The sequence below is a fragment of the Sphingobium sp. BS19 genome (genome assembly GCF_027925545.1).
Classification (GTDB): domain Bacteria; phylum Pseudomonadota; class Alphaproteobacteria; order Sphingomonadales; family Sphingomonadaceae; genus Sphingobium.
In genome coordinates, this window is record NZ_BSEF01000002.1 from 241017 (window position 1) to 264764 (window position 23748).

The following is a 23748-nucleotide window of genomic DNA, read 5'->3' on the forward strand; positions in this document are numbered from 1 at the left end:
CACGGAACTGGCATGTGTGTCAAGAGGTCTCGTGCATGGAGGTCGTCCATGCCCATCTTTACGCGCATTTTGTTACCGAAGATGTCGCCTTTGGAACTCGTCGATCATCACCCATTGTTCAGCCGACGACCTATTTCGCAGGCTTGACATGCGAAGTGTTAGCGCTACCCATTTGCAATATCCGGATGAAGCCGCTTAAAAACTCTGGGAGGAACGATGATGCGCAACCATGTCAATCGCCGCGAAGCGATATTGAATACGGCTCGTCCGGGTTGCGTTCCTGCGAAAGTTCTGCGCGAAACAGCCAAGGGCAAGGCCCGCCCATTCCGCGCGTCGAGCGCGCTTTTTATGCTGCTCGCCTCCACTTCGACAGCCCTTGCTCAGCCTTCGCCCGCGCGCGACGCTGCTGACGAGAAGGCCCGCCAAATCGTCAATGCGCTGACGCTCGACGAAAAGGTCCCTCAGTTGCTCAATGTCGCGCCCGCCATCCCGCGGCTGGGCATTCCCGCCTATAACTGGTGGACCGAATCGCTGCACGGCGCGATTGGCGCGGTGCCGACCACCAATTTCCCGGAGCCGATCGGTCTGGCCGCCACTTTCGACGCCCCCCTTATCAAGAACGTCGCCGCGACGATCAGCACGGAAGTGCGCGCGCTCCACAGCCTTGGCCGCGCAACCGGGCATCTGGGCCGCATCGGCACCGGTCTCGACACATGGTCGCCCAATATCAATATTTTCCGCGATCCGCGCTGGGGCCGTGGACAGGAAACCTATGGGGAAGACCCCTTCCTGACCGCCAGGATCGGCGTCGCCTTCATCCAGGGCATGCAAGGTGACAATCCGGACCTGCCCGATGTCGTCGCCACGCCCAAACATTATGCCGTCCACAGCGGCCCGGAACCCACCCGCCACACCGACAATATCTTCGCAACCAAGCGCGACCTTGAGGACACCTATTTGCCCGCATTCCGCGCCGCAATTGTGGAGGGCAAGGCCGGGTCGATCATGTGCGCCTATAACCGGGTCGACGGTCAGCCAGCCTGCGCGAGCGACATGCTGCTCAAAGAGTATCTGCGCGGAGCATGGGGCTTTACCGGCTATGTCGTGTCTGACTGCGACGCCGTGGTCGATATCTACGAACATCATAAATATGCCCCCGACGTCTCTACCGGCGTCGCCACGTCACTGAAATCCGGCGTGGACAGCGAATGCCATAACGGCACCGTTGCAGGACGGACGGATCTTGGGGACCGGTACAAGGAATCGCTCAAACGCGGCTATATCGGCATGGGCGACATAGATACCGCACTGGTCCGTCTCTTTTCCGCACGCTATCGCAATGGCGACCTGCCCGGACTGACGGCCCGCCGCCCCAATGCCACACCGGTCAGCGCGATCGGCACGCAGGAGCATCAGGCGCTGGCGCTGACAACCGCCGAAAAAAGCATGGTCCTGCTCAAGAATGACGGTGTCCTGCCGCTGAGTCCCGGCGTGAAAATCGCGGTTGTCGGCCCGCTGGCCGATGCCACACGTGTGTTGCGCGGCAATTATTCCTCATCCAAGTCGGCCCCACCCATCTCCGTCGCCGACGGTCTGCGGCAGGCGATGCCCGGTTCTGCAATCACCGTGATCCCGTTCAGCCCCTCGATAACCGATGGCGACCTTGTCCCGGGATCCGCATTGCAGACCCCCGATGGCAAGCCCGGACTGCGCGCCCAATATTATAACGCGGTAGGCGACAAGAATTATGCCGCAAAGCCCGTGTTGACGCGCGTGGAGGACAGCCTCCTATCCCGTGCCTCGGAATTCAAACAGATTTCGAACAAGCACAAGATCGTCTGGAGCGGCTATCTGATTGCTCCAGAAACTGGCCTCTATCGCCTCGCGCTGACGGGCGTGAAAGGCAGCGTATCGCTCAATGGGAAGCCGGTGGTTTCGGCCACCGACTATTCCCGCTGGGCCGAACCGCTCAAACTGAGCGAAGTGCCGATGCGCAAGGGCGATCGCTACGCCATCAGCCTTGAGGGCGAAAGCAGCGTCTCGGCCAGTCCCGCGATCTTCTGGAAACGCATCAGCGACAACGCCGAACGCGATCTGGCAGCAGGAACGAAGGATGCAGACGTCGTGGTCGCGGTTGTCGGCCTAACCTCCGATCTGGAGGGCGAGGAAATGCCGGTCAAGGTCGAAGGGTTCGATGGCGGCGACAAGACAACGCTCGACCTGCCCGCCGACCAGCGCGCCTTTCTTGAAAAGGCCAAGGCACTGGGCAAGCCGCTGGTGGTGATCGTCATGAACGGCAGCGCGGTCGACCTGTCCTGGGCAAAAGACAACGCCTCTGCAATATTGGAGGCATGGTATCCGGGGCAGTCAGGCGGCCTCGCCGCCGGCAACATTCTGTCGGGCAGGGTCAACCCCGCCGGTCGCCTGCCGGTTACCTTCTACCGCAGCGTTGCCGATCTGCCGCCTTTCACCGACTATGGCATGGACGGGCGCACCTATCGCTATTTCAAGGGCAAGCCGGTTTATCCGTTCGGCTATGGCCTCAGCTACACCAGCTTTGCCTATGGGCCGCTGCGGGTCGAACCCGTGAACGGCGCATTGGAAAACGGCCTGACCGTCGTCACGGACATAACCAATACCGGCGCGCGAGAAGGCGAAGAAGTATCGCAGCTCTATATTTCCCCCCCGGGGTTCGAAGGCGCTCCACGCACGGCACTACGCGGGTTCCAGCGTGTCTCGCTCCAGCCCGGTGAACGGCGCACCATCCGCTTCACGCTCTCCCCACGCGACATGAGCTTCGTGACGAACGAGGGCGAGCGGCAGTTGATCCCCGGCAGCTACCGTCTCAGCATCGGGTCGGGCCAGCCAGACAGTGGCGTTCCGACGCAAGGCACGACCTATGCCATCGCCAAAACTGTAGACCTTCCTAAATAAATGCGTGCGCCAGCGCTCGCCCTGCTGCTGCTTGCCCCGATGGTCATGGCGCAGGGTCGGCCTGCAATCCCCCTCTCACCGCAGGTCGATAATAGCCGACCCGACTGGGAGAACCCGGCTGTGTTCGAACGCGGCAAGGAGCCTGCCCGCGCCACTGGCTTCCCGTTCGAGGATCGACAGCGTGCCTTGGCCGGAGACCGCGCGGCATCGCGCCGCTTCCTTTCGCTCAACGGTTCATGGCGATTCTTCTTTTCGCCCAACGTCGATGGCGCACCGGCGGATTTCTTCCGCGATGAGTTCGACGTGTCGGGGTGGAAGACCATTCGCGTCCCCGCCGACTGGCAAGCCGAAGGGTACGATCAGGCGCGCTACAACAATATTACCTACCCCTTCCCCGCCAATCGCCCGCTTATCCCGCATGATCGCAACCCGGTGGGATCGTACCGGCGCGACGTGGACATTCCCGCCGATTGGGCCGGGCAGGACGTGCTGCTGCACATCGGCGCAGCGGGATCGGCCTATTATGTGTGGGTCAACGGGGTGCAGGTCGGCTACAGCGAGGACAGCAAACTTCCATCCGAATTCAACGTCACCCGGTATCTGCGGCCGGGTCGGAACAGTGTGTCGATCCGCATCTATCGCTGGTCGGACGGCTCCTATCTTGAGGATCAGGATTTCTGGCGCGTATCAGGGATCGAGCGGGAGGTGTTCCTTATGGCCGCGCCAAAGACGCGGATACGCGATTTTGCGATACGGGCGGGGTTGGTCAATGACTGGCGCGACGGCACGCTGGACGTCATCGCGAAAATCTCGCCCAGCGCAAAACCAATGTCCCTGCGTGCCACCCTGCTCGATGGTGATCAGACGCTCTCGGCACGCACCATGCCCGTGCAACCGGGCAAGACCGAACAGGCCATCCGCATGACCGACCGGGTGCCCCGGATACGCGCCTGGTCAACGGAAACACCCAATCTCTACGCGCTGCTGCTGGAGCTATTGGACGACAAGGGCGCAGTCATACAGGCGACCGCGCAACGCATCGGCTTTCGCGACGTCGCGATCCGCAACGGACAACTGGCGGTAAACGGTCGCCCCATCACCATTCGCGGCGTCAACCGGCACGAACATGATCCCGAGGCCTTTCACGTCATTTCGATGGATTCGATGCGCCGCGACATTGAGATGATGAAGCGCAACAACGTGAACGCCGTGCGCACGTCCCACTATCCCAACGATCCGCGCTGGTACGATCTGGCGGACGAATATGGCCTCTACGTCATGGATGAGGCCAACATAGAATCCCACGCCTATATGGAGATGGGCTGGACCGGCGACGCGGAGCGTAAGCTCTATCAGCTTGGTTATGACAAAGCATGGGATGCCGCCCATATCTCCCGCGTCGCGAATATGGTGGAGCGGGACAAGAACCATCCCTCCATCATCTTCTGGTCGCTCGGCAATGAGGCTGGAATCGGCCCCGTGTTTGAAAAGGCGGCGACCGAGGCGCGTCGGCGCGATCCAACACGCCTCATCAGCTATCTTGGCTGGGGCACGCTTACCGACCCCAAACCGAACGCCTATGCCGACATCTTCGCGCCCATGTATTACAGCGTCGACCAGACCATCGCCTATGCTCGCGACCCCCGCTATACCCAGCCGCTCATCCAGTGCGAATATTCGCATATGCAGGGCAACAGCGGCGGTAACATGGCCGACTATTGGGAGGCGATCTACGCCCACCGCAAATTGCAGGGCGGCTTCATCTGGGACTGGGTCGATCAGTCCATGTATGCGCGGGACGAGAGTGGCGAACCCTATTGGGGCACCGGCGGGATCTATGGGCCCAATCCCGGTGGCGACATCGAATTTGGCGATGGCCTGATCCAGCCCGACCGCACCCCCAATCCGCACCTGTTCGAAATGCGCAAGGTCTATCAGCCGATTGCCTTCCGCGCCGAAGATGTGGCGCGCGGCACGTTCACCGTCATCAACCGCCATGACTTCCGCACCCTGTCGGATTTCGATCTTGGCTGGTTGTTACTGGAAGACGGGATCGAAGTGGCGCGCGGCGACCTGCACACGATGACCGCCCCCGCGCGGACCGAAGCGCCAGTCGCGCTGGCACTGCCTGACATCCGCAAGCCCGGCCATGAATATGTCGTCACGCTCACTGCCCGGGCGCGAGGCGGTGCCGTGCCGCTGGTGCCTGCAGGTCATCTCATAGCGTGGGAACAGTTCGTGCTGCCGGTCATACCGACTGCACCCGCACCTGCAGTAACGGGGCCGGTCGTGCTGACCGAAGCGGATAACCGGATCACGCTATCGGCGGCGGGCACAGACCTGACGATAGACCGCGCGACCGGACTGATCGACTATCGCAAGGACGGCCGCGCGATTCTGGCGGGCGGAACCCCCAACTTCACCCGGGCGCTGACCGATAACGATATCGGGACGAAACTGGAGCGCACCCACGCACTATGGAAAAGAGCTTCCGAAACCCGCACGATAGAGGCGACGATCGCAGAACGCAGCGCGGACGGGAGTGTCGGCATCCGCGTACGCTTCGCGGTAGGTGACGATGCGGCACGTTTCGAAAACCGCTATGTCATGCGCGGCGATGGAACCGTTACGGTCGACGCCCAATTCACTCCGACCGCTGCAAATCTCCCTGACCCACTGCGGATCGGCCTGGCCTTCACCATGCCCACCGCCTTCGACAGAGTAGAATGGTATGGCAAAGGACCGCATGAAAGCTATTGGGACCGGCAGGTCGGCGCAGCGCTGGGCCGCTGGACGGGCGCAATCGCCGACCAGAACCACGATTATATGCGGCCACAGGAAACCGGCAACAAAGTCGGCGTGCGGTGGCTGAAGATCAGCGGCGCGAACCTGCCTTCATTCATGGTTACGGGGGAGCAGCCGCTTTCCACCAATGTCCTTGCCTTTCCTTATGACGACTTGGCAAAGCAACCACCCGGAACGCGGCGGAGCAGCGATATCCGGCCGCACGGCACGATCACCCTGCTGATCGACAAAATCCAAAGCGGTCTGGGCGGAACCGATAGCTGGAGTTCGCTGGGTCGTCCGCTGGAACGCTATCGCATACCGGTCGCACCCCAGCGTTATGGCTTCACCCTGTCTGTTGCGGCCGAAACGGGTGCGAGCAAGGGCGCGTTACCCGCCACGGCATCCGGTACACCCATTGCCTTTTGACGATCGAATATTCGCGATCAGGGTTGGTTTACCCACCACGATCGTTTATCATTACTCCGACAATTAAGAGAGGCAATGACTGTGGAAGATGTGCGCACAAAAAGCAGAAGTTCGCGCCGCCAGTTTTTCGCGACGGTCGGCACCGGAGCGCTGCTTGCGGGCTGGATGGCAATAGCGCCGCGCGGCGTGTCCGCCCAACCGTTGCAACAATCCACTCCCCCGCTCGTGCCCACGACCCTTCAGCCGTTCGACATGGCCGACGTGACGCTGAGCAAAGGCCCCTTCCTCCATGCCCAACGGATGACCGAAGCCTATCTCCTTAAACTCCAGCCTGACCGCATGCTTCATAATTTCCGGGTAAATGCTGGCCTCAAGCCCAAGGCCGCCGTCTATGGTGGATGGGAATCCGAAGCGACATGGGACGATATCAACTGTCATGGCCACACGCTGGGCCATTATCTGTCCGGATGCGCCCTCGCCTATCGCTCCACCAGCGACAAGCGCTTTAAAGACCGGATCGACTATATCGCGGGGGAACTCGCTGCGTGTCAGCAGGCGTCAGGATCTGGCCTTGTCTGCGCCTTCCCCAAGGGACCGCAGCTCATGGCTGCGCATATTCGCGGGGACAAAATCACCGGCGTCCCCTGGTACACCTTGCATAAGGTCTATGCCGGACTGAGGGACGCAGCGCTCCTGACCGACAGCAGCGTATCGCGCGACGTCCTGTTAAAGCTGGCCGACTGGGGCGTAGCTGCGACACAGAGCCTGTCCGACGCCGATTTCGAAACGATGCTGGCGACCGAACATGGCGGCATGAATGAAATCTACGCCGACTTGTATTTCATGACCGGCAAGCCAGACTATCGCACCTTGGCGAAGCGCTTCTCGCATAAGGCGATCATGGAGCCGCTGGCGCGAAGCCACGACGAACTGGACGGGCTGCACGCGAACACGCAAGTGCCCAAGATCGTGGGCTTCCAACGGGTCTACGAAGCCACCGGCGATGAGACTTATCGGGACGCGGCGGCATTCTTCTGGAAGACGGTCGCCCTGACCCGCTCCTTCGCCAGCGGTGGCCATGGCGATAACGAACATTTCTTCGCCATGGCAGACTTCGATAGCCATGTTTTCTCGGCGAAGGGATCGGAAACCTGCTGCCAGCATAATATGCTGAAGCTGACCCGCGCGTTGTTCCTGCACGATCCGCGCGCCAGCTACGCCGATTATTATGAGCGCACACTCTATAATGGCATTCTTGCGTCTCAGGATCCGGACACGGGCATGGCAACTTATTTCCAGGGGGCCCGGCCCGGCTATATGAAGCTGTATCACACGCCTGAAGATTCCTTCTGGTGCTGCACCGGCACGGGCATGGAAAACCATGTCAAATATCGCGATTCCATCTATTTTCACGATGACCGGGCGCTTTACGTCAACCTCTTCATCCCCTCATCCGTGACGTGGAAGGCAAAGGGCGCGGTCCTGACCCAAAGCACCGCCTTCCCCGAAGAGCCCGCCACCACGCTGCGCTGGACGCTCCAGCAGCCGACAGAGATTGCTTTGCGCCTGCGCCATCCCCGCTGGAGCCGCACGGCCACTGTCCTGATCAACGGCCAGCAGGCCGCGCAGTCGGACGATCCGGGCAGCTATGTCGAACTCTTGCGCACATGGAAGAACGGCGATCGCGTCGAACTCCGCCTGGTCATGGAAGTTACGGCGGAAAGCGCTCCTGCCGCCCCCAGCATCGTTGCATTCACCTACGGCCCATTGCTCCTGGCAGGCGCATTGGGGAAGGCGGGACTGGCTCCCGGTTCCGACATTGTCGTAAATGAGCGCAAATATGGCGATTATAACAATGCGCCCTTCACGCCCCCGACACTGGCGGGGGAACCCCAGGAGCTTGCCAACGCTCTTCGCCGTCAGGACCGCCCGCTCGAATTCACGATCGTTTCAAAAGACGGTAGTCCAGTGCGCCTCATCCCCTATCATCGCATAGCGCATGAACGCTACGCGACCTATTGGCCCATCACTTAAGACGATAGCTGCCCCCAGCGCGGCTTCTGGTCATGCCATCGACTCCCGGAGGATCGACCGGCTCGATCGGGCAGTCCTGAGAGAACAGGTCTCGCGTACCCGTTCGCGGAGGAGACCGAGTGGGTATTGGGGGGCCGGGCCCCGGTTGGCCAAACCATCCGTCTCGGTCGAAGATCTACGGCAACACACATTCCGTCGGTGGACGTTTGTTCGGGATCTGATCCTGAGCCCGATATTTTCGTCACACGGTCAGGCCTGACACAATGGAACAGCACTTGGCGTGGTGGAGGACCACAGTCGGCCTAGTGCGGCCTTGCCTATTTCGCCACCCAATTTCTCTGCGGTTCCGCAGAAGCGATCAGCGTGGATCGCCGCCAACGCGAATCATACTGAAAGTCGCTAAAAAAGTCCGCGCTTACGATGCTTAAACCGATGTGGAAGGACAGGGAATGTGGCGGAGAGGCAGGGATTAATAACCTGAGGCAATCGAGCCCGGATTTCCTGCAATTTGCTCCATCCATACGTAGCTATCCCACATTCGATACCACAAACATCCCCACAGGCATCGAAAGTCCTTGGTGCGGTGCCATTGTCACGAGAACAAAGGTTGATGTCCAGCAGCCAAATTGCCTGCCCAAGCACGCTCCTAGAAATCACGATCTGGCCGACTTCTGCCAGTTCGGTTTTGGGCTGAAAATTGGGAAATCTGACATTTGGTTGAGCCGATGGATTGGTCAGCTGCCCCTAACATCGCCGACGTTGAAGGTGCGACACAGACCCTTGGATAGCTGCTGGTCAATCATCGGACTTTTATCGGCAGCGTCTCATTTTTACACGGTCGCTTCTGTTGGCCGCCCCGCCCGGCTTGCGATGGGATCAAACATAGGACAGTCGAAAGAGCGAGCAGCGCGCTAAAGAAAAGAAATTCAGCTATAAAGGCAATCAGGTTGCGGTGCTTACCGGCGAACAAATGGTCAGGATAAGCGCCCAGATCACTGCAGCGCAGACGGTTCTCGTGACCGGCGCGCTCGGCAGCGTGGGTCGGGCAGCCGTTCATGGGGCTAACAAGCTTGGTGCGCGCGTCATCGCGGGCGTGCGCGCCCGACAGTTGAGCGAGGCAGCGGGCCTCCAGGTCGCGGGCACTATCGCGATCGATGACGAGGAGGCATTGGCTCGCTCCAGCAAGTTCGACGCGGTTGCGGACACGATCGGTCGCGCCTTGGCGGAGCCTTTAATGGCAATGATCCGGCCAGGCGGCCGATATGCCTATACGTCCGCGATACCTGACGGGGCGGCAGAAAGGCATTCGGGCGTGTCGTCGGTGACCCGGGTCTTCGCCCAACCGGACCCCGACACATTGCGTAGCTTCGCCGAAGACATCCGCGACGGTCGTTTCGCGATCCCTGTCAGCGAACGCATCCCTCTCCGCGAAGCGGGCGCCGCGCAGTCGCGAATGGCCGCTGGGGGCGGCGGCAAGATCGTCCTCACCATGCGCTGAACGGCGGCATTCAGGATAACACAATCAACCGTGTGTTACTTATATCGAGTTCCGCGCATCATCTGCAAAGCGTTCCGATGGCATTTTACGTCGAGCGGTCAAAGTACCTCCAAAGATGACCGCTGCACTCGCAACGGTGTTGTCATAGGAACCGTACCTTGAGAGATGCAAATACCCCTCAGGCGGCCATCTCAGATCCATTTTTGCAATATCCAACAGTTTCCCGGATTCTCCGGACAGGATGCAGCGAGCTTGGCATCTCTAAAGAGTGCATTTGCTTTGACATCCCCCCTCAAGTACATGATCGGCAACACCTAGATGCGGGATTGGCGGCAGTACAACTGTCCCAGGGTTGGCGACTGCTGCACAGTCAGGAACGGGGGGGGTGGCACGAATGCGATTGCCTGGATGCCGCCCGAATTCGCGTCGCGTTGATCAACTCATGTTCGGTTTGCATGAGTTTCCGCAGGGGTAGGGACCCTTCCAAGTCGTTGGTTGATCTTACAGCAAACCTGCCCGGCGATGATTTCTACGGTTCCTCCGACAACCCTAAAACTTCGTATTTCCTTAGCATCTACCGCTGATGGAATTCCCGCTGAACCCTTTTTTCCAGTTCCGCTACAACTCAAACCCCTTGCCGCGCGGCCCGATCGTCCCTTAGTTGCTCCGCACGAAAAGATGGCCAGCAAGGAAGAGCGAGCGATGATTGAGTTTTTCACCATGGGTGCGCCCAGCCCCCGCAAGGTCTCGATCATGCTGGAAGAGGTCGGCCTTCCCTATGAATGGCACTGGGTGAACGCCTATGCCGGCGAGCATAAGCAGCCTGCCTTCCTGGCGAAAAGTCCCAATGGTCGCCTGCCCGCGATGATCGATCACGATGCGCCGGACGGCCCGCTGCTGCTGTGGGAATCGGCGGCGATGCTGATCTATCTCGCCGAAAAGACCGGCCTGTTCCTGCCGGCATCGGGCGCGCAACGCTATCATGTCCTCAAATGGGCAAGCTTTCAGGCAACGCACGCGCCCTATCTCGGCAATGCCCACTGGTATCGGCTGCTATCGCCCGAGGCAGAGCCCTATTCGATCAATCGCTTCATCAAGGAGGCACGCCGCATCTACACGCTGCTCGACGAGGAACTGGCGACACGCCCTTACCTCGCCGGGGCGGACTATAGCATCGCCGACATCTCCTTTTTCCCCTGGATCGAATATCATCAGTGGCAGGGGCAGGACATGGCTGACTATCCCCATCTTTCGGCCTGGTTCGATCGTGTCGGCGCCCGGCCTGCGGTCCAACGGGGACGGTGCATCCCCTATCCCCAGACCGAATATGGCGACAGCCCGGAAAGCCGCGCCGCGCAGGCAAGAATCGAAGCCCTTATGGCTGATCCGGCGCGCTTTCCCACACCCCAGACCTGACCGGCGCTCACCGCGATGTGATGGCCGATTCATCGAACTAAAAGTACGGGACTGAGATCCGCCATTATGTGAAGTGACTGAAACTGGGCCGATAACGGAATGTCGGGTTTCCGCTGGCCATTGGGCGATAGCTGCCAGTCTCCTTTAGGGTCGGTGATCGACCGGGAGCGGAAATAGCTGCCTGTCGGACGTCGACCGAATCGGACGCTCCACACCTGAGCAGCGCTACCCATAAACGGACATTTAGGCTTTGGCCAAGGCGGTGAGTTACTTGCGTATATTGAGTTTCAAGTAGCGTTCCACCACCAGGTCGGCCGCAGACGCCACCTGCAAAGGATAGGTCGCCCATACAATTTGGCCACGCTGCGGATGCTTCCAGAGATACACGATCCAATGCTGGCCGACTTTGGCAAGAGGATGTCCATCATCGCATGCTGCACTTCCCTACCCTCGCTCGAATGTCACCGTTTTTGGCTCAAACGAGCCAAGCAGTAGGTGGTCCACGTTCGCTGTGGCGGACCAAGGGTGGGTGTCCGAAAAGGCTTCCCGCGTATATTTCGCGTCGGCAATCGTAACTAAAGCGACCGACGAGAAAATTCCTTTGGCGTAACCTCCATTCAACTTCTCTTGGGCAGACAAGCGAACGCGACAGGCCTCAACCGGCACGCTCGCCAGCGCGAGGACAAAACCGATAGTGGCAGTGAGCCGAGCGTATCCCATCATCGTTCTCCCTGACATTCTCATCCGTTGGCTCTGACGATATGTGGGCTTTCCTTAATGGCTGGTTTCTATCCAGCCACGACAAGAGCTGTCAGTCTGCCATCCACCCTCGATCGTCATTCTGCATGGCGCTTGGGCGTTGAACGCCGCGACAGCAGCCCGTCCGGTTTCAGGCGGAAGACGGATTTGGCCCAACCGACCCATCCCGGTCATTCAGCGGCCAAATTTCGTTCCCCAGGAGCGGACGTTCCGCTATTCGGGCAGCTCGCGACCGGATTGCGACGTTCGCTTCTGACTGCGCGAATGTCGCAATCTGACAAGAGCAGTCACTCCGGTTACGTTAGGCCGGTCGGCCGGATCCACCAACATAGCCGTTGTTTAAGCCAACTGGATGCCTCCCTACAAATTAACCCCTATTCAGCTACGATAGCGCCATCGCGACCGACCACAATTGGCCGGTGCTGACCAATCGCTTGCTGGAGACGTACTTGGAAAGTCGCATGTCTTAATTTGGGCATGGCCGACCGTCAGCCACCGCCAATTCAACCGGGGTAGTAGCCAACCCCAACGACATGATCGCCAACCAGTTCGATGAGCGACATCTTATGTTCGATGCGATTGTCAGCGCGGTTAAGCCAGACATAGTTGATCCGGCCATGGCCCGATGTTTTCGCGATCTCGATCATATCCCGGACAATGGGTCTGCCTTCGGCGTCTTTGAGGTCGCTTACATCAGTGCCAACGAGGCCCGGATGCGCACCATAAGCTTCGTAGACACCCTTGAGATTGAACACGAAAACATAAAGTTCTCCGGTGTTGAACGGCCCTGCGCTTTGGTTGAACTCTGCCAGCGCTTTGTCGGCACCTACATCATTAAGTCGCGTAACCGCTCGTTCGAGCATGGCGCGCGCATCGGCCGCGGAAGCGTGGGCTGCCGCCATGGCAGGGGATGTTTGCAACGAAACGGCCGAAGCACTCATAAGCAGCAGGTAAGCAAGTATCTTCATTGTCATACTCCCAAATTGGCGGTACGCCTAACGCAGCCGTCCAAGCGAAAAGGATTTTTGGTTCAATCGTGGTTGGCACTTGTTCCCGGTAAGAGACGACTGCGCCCGGCTGCCTCCCGTTTCTTTGAGGGAGATCAAAACGACCTTTAGGATGAAGAGGCCTTAAGGGTTCGCGTCGCGGCGCAGCGGCCCATTCCAACGGCCATCGCGTAGAAGGCAGCGCTTATTTTGGCAGCAGGAACAGACGAGGCAGCTTTATCATGCAACGCTGGGACCATCGCCTGTATTGCCGCGCATGCACACCGGTTTAAGCGGCTGGTGCTCAAACGGCTGAACCAACCAAGCTTTGGCCAAACCTTCGGCAAACGGTGATCCAGGGCCCCGGCGCTCCCAGCATCAGTTGTGTAACCAATATGCTAAAGCGAGAGACGTCAGCAGCGGCCTAGGCCGAAGATCCAGAAGCTGTCGGTCGGCAATCAGGAGCGGAAAACGAGCGGCTCAAACAGCTGAGAAGGGTCGGCACCTGCCGGGATTGCAGGCTGACCGCAACTGCAGAGGGGAAATTGACCATTGAGTGGCCGACTTGGGTAGGTATTGATATCCACCGCCAACTGGACATCCCATAAGCAACGGGATCAGACTTCCGCACATGTCTTCCTGCCAGTGAGATTGTCGAGATAGTCTGACCACGCCTGCATCATCGCTATGCGCACGCCCCAATATTCACCTCGTGCATAAGCGCGCCGGACCGCGTCGGCTTCAGCATGCGCTAACTGGCGCTCGATTGCATCCGGATGCCATTTCCCCATTTCGTTGAGCAAGGTGCTAGCCATTGCGCGAAAGCCGTGACTCGTCATCTCGTCGCCAGAATAGCCCAGTCTACGAAGTGCTCCATTTAAAGCGTTCTCCGACATTGGGCGTTTCACGGACTGGAAGCCGGGAAAGACAAACTTGCCTGTCCCGGTTACCTCGCGAATAGAAGCCAGAATAGCCAGTGACTGCCGTGACAATGGTACGCGATGAGGCCGTCGCATTTTCATCTTTTCTGCCGGGATAGACCATACCGCCTTGTCCCAATCGATTTCGGTCCATTCGGCATGACGCAACTCACCCGGCCGAACGAAAACATGGGGGGCAAGTCGCAGAGCTGCCCGGGTCACCGAATGACCGTCGAAGTCTTCGATCGCCCGCATGAGCGGACCGACCTGCTGGCTGTTGGTTATTGCAGCGAGATGTTTCACTTTGGGTGTTGTCAGCGCATCACGAAGGTTGGCCGAAAGGTCGTGCTCTGCCCGGCCAGTAGCGATCGCGTATCGGAACACCCTGCCGCACACACTTCTTAGTCGTCTGGCAGTTTCATGGCGGCCGCGACCTTCTACTTGCCGAAGGACCGCCAGCAGTTCCATGCTGGTGATCTCGCCAATCTTGCGACTACCAAGAGCGGGATAGGCAAACTCGAGCAACCATTTTACTTTGCCGATTGTGACAGCGCCCAGCCCTTCCCGTTCTCGCTTTGCAAGCCACTCCTCGGCGACCGTTCGAAAACCGGTGGTGGCTTCCAACGCCTCTTGAGCTTCCATCTCCTTCCGCGTCGCGCTCGGATCTGATCCTGCTGCCAAGAGCTTGCGGGCTTCCTCTCGTTTCTCACGGGCCTCTGCCAGGGTGATCAGCGGAAAAACGCCCATCGCCACCGTCTTGGCCTTGCCTTCGAAGCGATAGTTCATGCGCCAATACCGGCCACCCTGCGGGGTCACTAACAGATAGAGACCATGACCATCAGCGAGTTTATACGGTTTCTCGCGGGGCTTTGCCTTGGTCACCGCAACGAATGAAAGTGCCATGAGGGTATCTCCTGTAGCCAGGTTGGCTGATACCCGCGAATATACCCTCAAGTACCTCGGAAACCCAAATCCACGAGTGGAAACCGGCGGACGCCAGACACAAAAAAACCGCTGTATTCAGCGGTTTTTTCGATCTGTGCGGACGTAGCCGGAAGAACAAATGGTGCCCAGAAGAGGACTCGAACCTCCACGCCCTTGCGAGCGCCAGCACCTGAAGCTGGTGCGTCTACCAATTCCGCCATCTGGGCACGGGGTAGGCAGCGGCGGATAGTCGGCGGGCTGGATGCTGTCAATCGCCTGTATGCGATATTTTTACGGCACGATGCCCCTCCCCCGGTTGTTTCGCGCGGCGTGCTGGGGCAAGGGAGCGCGAGACATTCCCTTTTTGCTTTGGTCACGGGGTCCATGATGCAGGACAGGCTGGTTACGATTTTCGGCGGTGGCGGCTTTCTTGGTCGCTATGTAGCGCAGGAACTTCTTTCGCGTGGTGTGCGCGTGCGCATTACCGAGCGCAATCCGGGCAATGCTGTGCGGCTGAAGCCTTTGGGCGGGCTTGGCCAGATCCAGCTTATGTCCGCCGACATTAATAAGTCGATGAGCGTCGCACGTGCCGTGGTGGGTGCGGACGTAGTCATCAATCTGGTCGGGATATTGAACGGTGCGTTCGACGCGGTGCAACGTCAAGGCGCACAGACCGTGGCGGAAGCCGCAACAGAGGCTGGCGTACAAGCCATGGTTCAGGTTTCCGCCATCGGTGCCAATCCGGAAAGCGCATCGGCTTACGGGCGCAGCAAGGGACAAGGCGAAGCCGCCGTCCGGGCTGCCTTCCCAACCGCCACGATCGTTCGTCCGTCCATCATCTTTGGGCGGGAGGACCAGTTCCTCAACCGCTTTGCACAATTGATCCGCATGGCACCGGTGGTCCCCCTCATCAGCGGCGGCACGAAATTCCAGCCCGTCTATGTGGTCGACGTAGCGAAAGCGATTGCCATCGCAGCACTGGATCCGATGACACATGGCGGCAAGACCTACGAGCTAGGCGGCCCCGAAGTACTGAGCATGGAAGCCATCAACCGCTGGATCGCCCGCGCGATTGGCCGTGACAAGCTGTTCGTGCCCGTCCCGGCGGCAGCCGCCTCGATGATCGCTATGCTACCCGGCGGCCCAATCACCCGCGATCAGCTCAAGATGCTGGCGCACGATAATGTAGTCGCACCCGGCGCGTTGGGATTCCAGACACTCGGCATCGCCCCTACCCCCATGGCCGCCGTCGCCGACACTTGGCTGGTGCAGTATCGCAGACATGGCCGTTTTGCCGGTCGCGCGGAAGCATAACCTCCAAACCGAAGGACTGTCAGCCCTGTGACAACCGACTTTCTGACGGCCACCCTGCTCGGCATTGTCGAGGGGCTGACCGAGTTTCTGCCGGTGTCCTCGACGGGCCATCTGATCCTCGCCAGCGAATTGCTGGGCTATGATGCCGAGCAATGGTCGATGTTCAACGTCGTCATTCAACTTGGCGCCATCCTGGCTGTCGTGGTGTTGTACTGGCGGACATTCTGGGCCGTCGCTGTCGGTCTGCTTCAGAAAAACCCGGTATCATGGCGTTTCCTGCGCAACCTGGTGATCGCCTTCATCCCGGCTGCCGTAATCGGGCTGGCACTGCATAAGCAAATCGATGCGATGCTCGGTTCGCCGATGACGGTGGCGGTCGCACTGGTCGTAGGGGGCGTGGCCATCCTGGTGATCGAGCGCCTGATTCGCGAGGCGCATATCGTGGGGATCGCGGAAATACCCATCGTGCGGGTGATCGGCATCGGCTTTATCCAGTGCATATCGATGATACCGGGCGTCAGCCGGTCCGGTGCAACGATCATGGGTGCGTTGGCGCTGGGTGTGGAGCGACGGACCGCCGCGGAATTCAGCTTCTTCCTTGCTATCCCCACCATGCTAGGAGCCACGACGCTGGAGCTGTTTAAGAACCGCGAAGCCTTGATGTCTGGCGGGATCGACTGGGTGGAGATTGGCGTTGGCTTCATCGTAGCATTTATCGTCGCGGTGCTGGTCATCAAATGGTTCGTCGGAATCGTATCGAAGCATGGGTTTGCGCCCTTCGCTTGGTATCGAATCATTGCCGGAAGCGCCGCAATCGTCTGGCTTCTCATAAGGTAGATCCGGAACGGCCGTTATATTTGAAATATTGTTACGGAGTGGCGTCCTTATCTGTCCCTTTCCCTCAAATATAAGTCAGTGTTGCTGACCTATATCGCAAAAAGTCCGTGACTCTGCGGCTTTCCGGCGATATGGCCGCGTCCAGCGCCATTAGGGCGGGGAGCAGAGACTATGGCCGACACGCCAATGCTGAAATTCGTCACCAAGGGGCAGCATTACCCTGAAAAGCGCGCCCCCGATGCGCGCGCTACGAATTTCAACGAAATCAGTACCAGCTTTCCGATGCCCGATGCCGAGGAGCAAGCATCCCGCTGTTCGCAATGCGGTGTCCCATATTGTTCGACGCATTGTCCGCTGCACAACCACATTCCCGACTGGTTGCGCCTGACTGCCGAGGGGCGTCTGCGCGAAGCCTATGAATTGTCCAACGCCACATCGACCATGCCTGAAATCTGCGGCCGCATCTGTCCGCAGGATCGGCTTTGCGAAGGCAATTGCGTTATCGAGTTTTCCGGTCACGGTGCCGTCACCATCGGCAGTGTGGAAAAGTTCATTACCGACACCGCCTGGAAAGAAGGCTGGGTCGAGCCGCTGATACCCGGCGCGGCGCGCGGCCAGTCGGTCGGCGTCATCGGCGCAGGACCGGCCGGTTTGACAACCGCAGAGTATTTGCGCGCATCGGGTTATGAGGTGCATGTCTATGACCGGCACGACCGTGCGGGCGGCTTGCTGACCTACGGAATCCCGGGATTCAAGCTTGAAAAAGACGTTGTCATGCGTCGGGTCAATCGCCTGAAGGACGGTGGCATCGTCTTTCACGAAGGCTTCGAAGTCGGTCGCGACGCCACGATGGAGGAGTTAAGGCAGCGCCACGACGCGATCCTGATCGCGACAGGCGTCTATAAGGCTCGCGACATCCGCGCGCCCGGCATCGGTGCGCAGGGCGTCGTGAAAGCGCTCGATTTCCTGACGGCCTCTAACCGCGCCAGCTTCGGCGATGCGGTGCCCGAGCATGAGGACGGGACGCTCTATGCCAAGGGCAAGAATGTCGTCGTCATCGGCGGCGGCGACACGGCTATGGATTGCGTCCGCACCGCGATCCGGCAAGGCGCGAAATCGGTAAAGTGCCTCTATCGTCGCGACCGGGAGAATATGCCGGGATCGCAGCGAGAGGTCGCCAATGCCGAGGAAGAAGGCGTCGAGTTTGTCTGGCTCTCCGCCCCCATTGCATTTGAAGGGACGGAGCATGTCACCGGCGTAAAAGTCACCGGCATGCGCCTGGGCCAGCCCGACGCTTCGGGCCGCCGCGCGCCGGAACCCGATCCGGGCAGCGAATATAGCATAGAGGCCGATCTGGTCATCAAGGCGCTGGGGTTCGACCCCGAAGACCTGCCAAAAATGTTCGGCGCGGAAGACCTTTCGGTCACCCGTTGGGGCACGCTCCGGGTCGACCACAAGACGATGATGACGTCGATGGATGGCGTCTTCGCGGCGGGCGACATCGTGCGCGGTGCATCGCTGGTCGTATGGGCGATCCGCGACGGCCGCGATGTGACCGATCACATGCATAAATACTTGAAGACCAAGGCCCGCGCGGAGGCGGGTGAAAGGGTGGCAGCGTGATGCGCATGACTTGGATAGCTTTAGCACTGGCGACGACGATGCCAGCCACTGCAATGGCGCAGGTGGCCCCGTCCGCACCGGCTGCAGAAACATCGGGTCTGGGAGCATCCACCCTTCCCCCTGTCGATCCCGCACTGCTGGCAAAGGCACGACCTATCGCTTCGATCATCCTTCCTGACGGGACGATGGCAAGGATGATGGGTCCGATGATGCAGAAGATCATGGCACCGATGATGGACAGCTTCACAAAAATGCCCATCCGCGACCTGCTCCAAGCGGGCGGTATGGAAGCGGACAAGGCTGATGCACTCAATCCTGCTACGATTGAGGAGATCATGGCGATCTTGGATCCGAATTTCCGCAAGCGTATGGATGTCATGCTCAATACCATGATGCCTGCCCTCGGCCAGTTCATGGGCCGCTTTGAGCCTGACATGCGGGAAGGCATGGCTGAGGCCTTCGCCAGCCGTTACAATGCAGCAGAGCTGGGCGAGATTAGTGCTTTCATGAAAACGTCCACCGGCGCCAAGTTCGGCAGCGGCTTCATGGAATTAGCCGCCGACCCTCATTACCTCGGCAAGGTACAGGCGATGATACCCGAGATGATGCGAGCCATGCCCGAGATCTTGCAGAAGTCCGTAACCGAAATGGGAACGTTGCCTAAGCCGCGGACCTACAAGGATCTCACCCCAGCCGAACGGCAGCGCTTGGAAGCGCTCATCGGCTTAGACTCGAAGAAGGTCACGCAATGATGGACCACATGGAATCCGAACGCCTCCGCCTTGCCGAAACCGGCATGTATCGCCCCGATTTTGAGGGCGACGCTTGTGGCGTTGGCCTTGTCGCTGCGACCGATGGCAAGCCTTCGCGTCGCGTAGTGGCATCCGCCATCGATGCGCTCAAGGCCGTGTGGCATCGCGGTGCCGTGGATGCCGATGGCAAGACTGGCGATGGCGCGGGCATCCATGTCGATCTGCCCGTCCGCTTCTTCGACGATGCGATTGCCGACAGCGGGCATAAGCCCCTGCCCAACCGCCTCGCGGTCGGCATGGTCTTCCTCCCGCGCACGGACCTCTCGGCGCAGGAAACCTGCCGCACTATCGTCGAAAGTGAACTGATCGACGCCGGCTACAAGATCTACGGCTGGCGCCAGGTGCCGGTTGACGTGTCCGTCATCGGCGACAAGGCGCAACGCACGCGCCCGGAAATCGAGCAGATCATGATCGCCGGGCCGATGCCCGAAGAGCGCGACATGGCCGAGTTCGAAAAGGATCTCTACCTTATCCGCCGCCGGGTGGAGAAGAAGGTCGTTGCTGCGCAGATCAACGATTTCTATGTTTGCTCACTGTCCTGCCGCTCGATCATCTACAAAGGATTGTTCCTCGCGGAATCGCTTTCGGTCTTCTACCCCGACTTGCAGGATGAGCGGTTCGAAAGCCGTGTCGCGATCTTCCATCAGCGCTATTCGACCAACACCTTCCCGCAATGGTGGTTGGCCCAGCCGTTCCGCACGCTTGCCCACAATGGCGAGATCAACACGATCCGCGGCAATAAGAACTGGATGAAGAGCCACGAGATCAAGATGGCCTCGCTGGCCTTCGGCGAGCAGTCCGAAGACATCAAACCGGTCATCCCGGCGGGTGCATCCGATACAGCCGCGCTCGATGCCGTGTTCGAGGCAATCTGCCGCGCAGGCCGCGACGCGCCCACGGCCAAGATCATGCTCGTTCCCGAAGCATGGCAAGGCGGTGCCGACACGCCCGAATCGCATCTCAACATGTACAACTATCTCGCGTCGGTCATGGAACCGTGGGATGGCCCCGCTGCGCTGGCGATGACCGATGGCCGCTGGGTCGTGGCCGGGGTAGACCGCAACGCGCTGCGCCCGCTGCGCTATACGCTTACGTCCGACAATCTGCTGATCGTGGGGTCCGAAACCGGAATGGTCGTGGTTCCGGAAACCACGGTGCTGCGCAAGGGCCGCATGGGTCCGGGCGAAATGATCGCTATCGATCTGGCCGAAGGTGAACTCTATTACGACCGTCAGATCAAGGACCGGATCGCTTCCGAGCGGCCTTATGCCGACTATGTGAAGGATTTCCTTTTCGCGAAAGACTTGCCCACCCCTGCCCCTGACGCCTTGCCGTCATGGGACAAGGCGGAACTGACCCGGCGTCAAGTCGCCGCGAACATGACGCTGGAAGATCTTGAACTGATCCTGGCCCCCATGGTCGAGGATGCGAAGGAAGCCATCGGATCGATGGGCGACGATACGCCGCTTGCCGTCATTTCGGACAAACCGCGTACCATCAGCCATTTCTTCCGCCAGAACTTCAGTCAGGTTACCAATCCGCCCATCGATCCGTTGCGCGAACGGCATGTGATGAGCCTGAAGACACGCTTCTCCAACCTCGCCAACATCCTGGAGGACGACGCGCAGCAGGGCCATGTGCTGGTACTGGATGCGCCGGTCTTGACGTGCAAGGCATGGACGCAATTGAAGGCGCATTTCGGCGCCGCAGTTGCCGAAATCGACTGCACTTTCCCTGCGGCCGGCGGACAGGAGCAGTTGCGCGCTGCCATCGCTCGTATCCGTGAAGAAGCCGAGCAGGCCGTGCGCGAAGGGCACACCGAACTGTTCCTGACCGACGAGTCCGTCAGTGCGGATCGGGTGGGCATTGCGATGGTGCTGGCAGCAGCCGCAGTCCATACGCATCTAGTCCGCAAGGGGCTGCGCTCTTACGCATCCATTAACGTCCGCTCAGCCGAATGTTTGGATACGCATTATTTCGCGGTGTTGATCGGTGTCGGCGCGACGACAGTGAACGCCTATCTGGCAGAAGCCTGTATTGCAGACCGCCACGCGCGCGGTCTGTTTGGAGAGATCACACAGGACGACGCAATCGAACGCTATCGCTCTGCGATCTGCGAAGGGCTGCTCAAAATCATGTCCAAGATGGGCATTGCGGTCATCAGCTCCTATCGGGGCGGCTATAATTTTGAAGCCGTCGGCCTATCGCGCGCGCTGGTCAACGATCTGTTCCCCGGCATGCCTACCAAGATATCGGGCGAAGGCTACGCCTCGCTTCACTATAATGCGATCCTACGCCACGAAGCGGCCTATGATGCCGCGATCGTGAAATTGCCCATCGGCGGCTTCTACCGCCAGCGGAACGGCGGCGAAAGCCATGCTTACTCCGCGCAACTCATGCATCTGTTGCAAACCGCCGTCGCGACCGACAGCTATTCCAGTTACCTGCAATTCTCGCGCGGCGTGCGCGACTTGCCGCCCGTCTATCTGCGCGACTTGCTGGAATTCAACTTCGCCCGCGAAGCGGTGGCCATCGACGAAGTCGAAGCCACCACGGAAATCCGCAAGCGTTTCGTAACGCCGGGCATGTCGCTTGGGGCGCTTTCACCCGAAGCGCATGAAACACTGGCCATAGCCATGAACCGGATCGGCGCGAAAGCCGTCAGCGGCGAAGGCGGCGAGGACGCTAACCGCTTCAAGCCCTATCAGAATGGCGACAACGCCAACTCGGTCATCAAACAAATCGCGTCGGGCCGCTTTGGCGTTCATGCCGAATATCTGGGCGCAGCCGAAGAGCTGGAGATCAAGGTCGCGCAAGGTGCGAAGCCCGGCGAAGGCGGCCAGTTGCCGGGTTTCAAAGTCACCGAGTTCATCGCCAAGCTGCGCCATTCGACGCCCGGCGTGACGCTGATCTCCCCACCGCCGCATCACGACATCTATTCGATCGAGGATTTGGCTCAGCTTATCTATGACCTCAAGCAGATCAACCCGCGCGCGCGCGTCTGCGTCAAGCTGGTAAGCCAGGCCGGGATTGGCACAGTCGCGGCGGGCGTGGCAAAAGCACATGCCGACGTCATCCTAATCGCGGGCCATGTCGGCGGCACCGGTGCATCCCCCCAGACCAGCATCAAATATGCTGGAACGCCTTGGGAAATGGGCCTGTCGGAAGCCAATCAGGTGCTGACCCTCAACGGCCTGCGCCACCGGGTGCGGCTGCGTACCGATGGCGGCCTCAAGACCGGGCGCGACATCGTGATCGCGGCGATATTGGGCGCGGAAGAGTTCGGAATCGGAACGCTCAGCCTCGTCGCAATGGGCTGCATCATGGTGCGCCAGTGCCACAGCAACACCTGCCCCGTGGGCGTGTGCGTACAGGATCAGCGCCTGCGCGACAAGTTTACCGGCACCCCGGAAAAGGTCATCAACCTGATGACCTTCATCGCCGAGGAAGTGCGCGAAATCCTCGCGCGGCTTGGCTTCCGCAGTCTGGACGAGGTCATCGGTCGCACCGAATTGCTCAAGCAAGTCAGTCGCGGCGCAGAGCATCTCGACGATCTCGATCTCAACCCGATCCTTGCAAAGGTCGACGCCAGCGATGAGGAACGCCGGTTCAGTCTATCGACCTATCGCAACGCCGTCCCCGACAGCCTCGACGCGCAAATGCTCAACGATGCTAAGGCCGTGTTCGAGCGTGGCGAGAAGATGCAGCTCACCTATACCGTACGGAATACGCACCGTGCGGTCGGCACGCGGCTGTCTTCGGAAGTCACAAGCAAGTTCGGCATGACCGCATTGAACGACGGCCATCTGACTGTTCGCCTGCGCGGATCGGCGGGGCAGTCGCTCGGCGCATTCTTGTGCAAGGGCATAACGCTGGAAGTCTTCGGGGACGCCAACGATTATGTCGGCAAGGGCCTGTCAGGCGGCATCATCTCTGTACGCCCGATGGTGAGTTCTCCGCTGGTGACCAAGGATAACACGATCCTTGGCAACACGGTGCTGTACGGCGCAACAGCAGGCAAGTTGTTCGCCGCAGGGCAGGCTGGCGAGCGCTTTGCTGTCCGCAACTCCGGCGCGCAGGTCGTTGTCGAAGGATGCGGCGCCAATGGCTGTGAATACATGACAGGCGGAACGGCCGTAATCCTGGGGGCGACGGGCGCCAACTTCGGTGCAGGCATGACCGGCGGCATGGCCTTTATCCTCGACGAAGACGGCAGCTTCCCGGCGCGCGCCAATCCCGAAGGCATCGTTTGGCAACGGCTGGACAGTGCGCATTGGGAAGCGGTGCTCAAGGCTCTCATCGCAGAACATGCCGTACGCACCGACAGTCGCTGGTCGCATACCATCCTCGATGACTGGGATCGCTGGCGCGGACACTTCTGGCAGGTGTGTCCGAAGGAAATGCTCAGTCGCCTGCAGCACCCTTTGAGCGATGCGGAAGCCGCCGTAGCGGCAGAATGAAATCTGAAAGTCGTTCGT

At 59.8% G+C, this 23748-nt stretch carries 12 protein-coding genes and 1 tRNA gene; 10 read left to right on the top strand and 3 right to left on the bottom strand.

Features of this window, described 5'->3' with window-relative positions:
* Positions 1-348: 348 nt before the first annotated feature.
* From QMG56_RS03505 to QMG56_RS03525, 5 genes are all read left to right on the top strand, one after another.
* Positions 349-2934 carry a glycoside hydrolase family 3 C-terminal domain-containing protein gene (locus tag QMG56_RS03505; RefSeq protein WP_281821240.1) on the top strand — a complete coding sequence of 862 codons (2586 nt, stop codon included), beginning with the start codon at positions 349-351 and terminating at the stop codon, positions 2932-2934.
* On the top strand, positions 2935-6147 hold the full coding sequence (locus QMG56_RS03510) for a glycoside hydrolase family 2 TIM barrel-domain containing protein (RefSeq protein WP_281821183.1): 3213 nt from the start codon (positions 2935-2937) through the stop codon (positions 6145-6147).
* Positions 6148-6222: 75 nt separating this feature from the next.
* Positions 6223-8181, top strand: a complete 1959-nt coding sequence (locus QMG56_RS03515; RefSeq protein ID WP_281821184.1) for a glycoside hydrolase family 127 protein — start codon at positions 6223-6225, stop codon at positions 8179-8181.
* A gap of 970 nt (positions 8182-9151) precedes the next feature.
* Positions 9152-9679 (top strand): zinc-binding dehydrogenase, encoded by a 528-nt coding sequence (locus QMG56_RS03520; protein ID WP_281821185.1) that lies wholly within the window; start codon positions 9152-9154, stop codon positions 9677-9679.
* A 702-nt stretch (positions 9680-10381) separates the two neighbouring features.
* Entirely contained in the window at positions 10382-11095 is a 714-nt protein-coding gene (locus QMG56_RS03525) for a glutathione S-transferase family protein (protein WP_281821187.1), read from the top strand.
* Between the two features lie 1262 nt (positions 11096-12357).
* Here QMG56_RS03525 and QMG56_RS03530 read toward each other — a convergent pair.
* The 3 genes from QMG56_RS03530 to QMG56_RS03540 all read right to left on the bottom strand — a co-directional run bounded on the left by QMG56_RS03530 (position 12358) and on the right by QMG56_RS03540 (position 14911).
* Positions 12358-12822, bottom strand: a complete 465-nt coding sequence (locus QMG56_RS03530; protein WP_281821188.1) for a cache domain-containing protein — start codon at positions 12820-12822, stop codon at positions 12358-12360.
* A 635-nt stretch (positions 12823-13457) separates the two neighbouring features.
* Positions 13458-14663, bottom strand: a complete 1206-nt coding sequence (locus tag QMG56_RS03535; protein WP_281821189.1) for an integrase arm-type DNA-binding domain-containing protein — start codon at positions 14661-14663, stop codon at positions 13458-13460.
* Between the two features lie 161 nt (positions 14664-14824).
* Positions 14825-14911, bottom strand: a tRNA-Leu gene (locus QMG56_RS03540).
* A gap of 160 nt (positions 14912-15071) precedes the next feature.
* Between QMG56_RS03540 and QMG56_RS03545 the strand changes: the two genes are divergently transcribed.
* The 5 genes from QMG56_RS03545 (at position 15072) to gltB (ending at position 23730) form a co-directional block, all read left to right on the top strand.
* Positions 15072-15998, top strand: coding sequence for a complex I NDUFA9 subunit family protein (locus QMG56_RS03545; RefSeq protein WP_281821241.1), 927 nt, complete (start codon positions 15072-15074; stop codon positions 15996-15998).
* Between the two features lie 27 nt (positions 15999-16025).
* On the top strand, positions 16026-16835 hold the full coding sequence (locus tag QMG56_RS03550; RefSeq protein ID WP_281821191.1) for an undecaprenyl-diphosphate phosphatase: 810 nt from the start codon (positions 16026-16028) through the stop codon (positions 16833-16835).
* Between the two features lie 171 nt (positions 16836-17006).
* Positions 17007-18458 carry an NAD(P)-dependent oxidoreductase gene (locus QMG56_RS03555; protein WP_281821192.1) on the top strand — a complete coding sequence of 484 codons (1452 nt, stop codon included), beginning with the start codon at positions 17007-17009 and terminating at the stop codon, positions 18456-18458.
* A 206-nt stretch (positions 18459-18664) separates the two neighbouring features.
* Positions 18665-19210 carry a DUF2059 domain-containing protein gene (locus QMG56_RS03560; RefSeq protein WP_281821193.1) on the top strand — a complete coding sequence of 182 codons (546 nt, stop codon included), beginning with the start codon at positions 18665-18667 and terminating at the stop codon, positions 19208-19210.
* On the top strand, positions 19210-23730 hold the full coding sequence (gene gltB / locus QMG56_RS03565) for a glutamate synthase large subunit (RefSeq protein WP_281821242.1): 4521 nt from the start codon (positions 19210-19212) through the stop codon (positions 23728-23730). Before QMG56_RS03560 ends, gltB begins: the two co-directional genes overlap by 1 nt.
* The last annotated feature ends 18 nt before the right edge of the window (positions 23731-23748 follow it).